The following is a 667-nucleotide window of genomic DNA, read 5'->3' as shown; positions in this document are numbered from 1 at the left end:
CCCCGCCTCAACGGAATGAACTCCAGAGCTACTCCCCCTATTGGAAGGACTCCCGTGGACTCTGCCCTCGTCGCTGCTATCTCCGCCGTACTCGTCGCGGCCATTGCCGCATTCGCCTCCGCCTTCACCGCCCGTGACAGCCGAAAGAAAGCCCTCGACGAGGCGGAACTGCTGGAAAATCTCCAACAGTCGCTAGGAGCAGACGCCACGCCAGTCACGGACGTACGAACAGTATTGGAGCGCCGCACGAACGAATGGAAAGAAAATTCAGAGTTTGCTCTATTCGGCTCGACGCTGCGGTTCATGGGCATCGCCTGGGCCGTAGCAGTTGCTTCCTCACTCGCTGCCGCAGCTATCAGCAACAACGATCCCCGAGGAGGTGTCGTCCAAATCCTGGGAATCATAGAGAGCATGGCCACTCTGTTAATCGCCGCAACGACGCTGGCTGTCGCCCTCGGCATCGGCGCCACCCTCTTCACTGGCGTGAGATCGACCTGGCGATGGCTCAAACACCGTAAAGCCAAGAGCCGACCGTCCTCCGCCGACCAGCACGACAAAGACCAGACAGCCTCACCCCTCACCGCGAGCGCCAATGGTGCATCCCTTTCGTCGTGGTCTGCGGCCGGCCCAGTACGCGCCGAAGCATGAGGTCGGCGAGGACGCGCCA

The 667-nt window shown here is 61.5% G+C and carries 1 protein-coding gene; it reads left to right on the top strand.

Annotation, left to right across the window (positions count from 1 at the left end):
• Nucleotides 1-54 precede the first annotated feature (54 nt).
• The gene (locus RCG67_RS16900; RefSeq protein WP_368827958.1) at nucleotides 55-648 is read left to right on the top strand and encodes a hypothetical protein; all 594 of its coding nucleotides are present in this window, start codon (nucleotides 55-57) and stop codon (nucleotides 646-648) included.
• The last annotated feature ends 19 nt before the right edge of the window (nucleotides 649-667 follow it).

Origin of the sequence: Kocuria cellulosilytica (genome assembly GCF_040981245.1) — a bacterium.
GTDB classification, from domain to species: domain Bacteria; phylum Actinomycetota; class Actinomycetes; order Actinomycetales; family Micrococcaceae; genus Kocuria; species Kocuria cellulosilytica.
The sequence above is the reverse complement of the archived record's forward strand: the minus strand, read 5'-3'. Positions and strand labels throughout refer to the sequence as shown.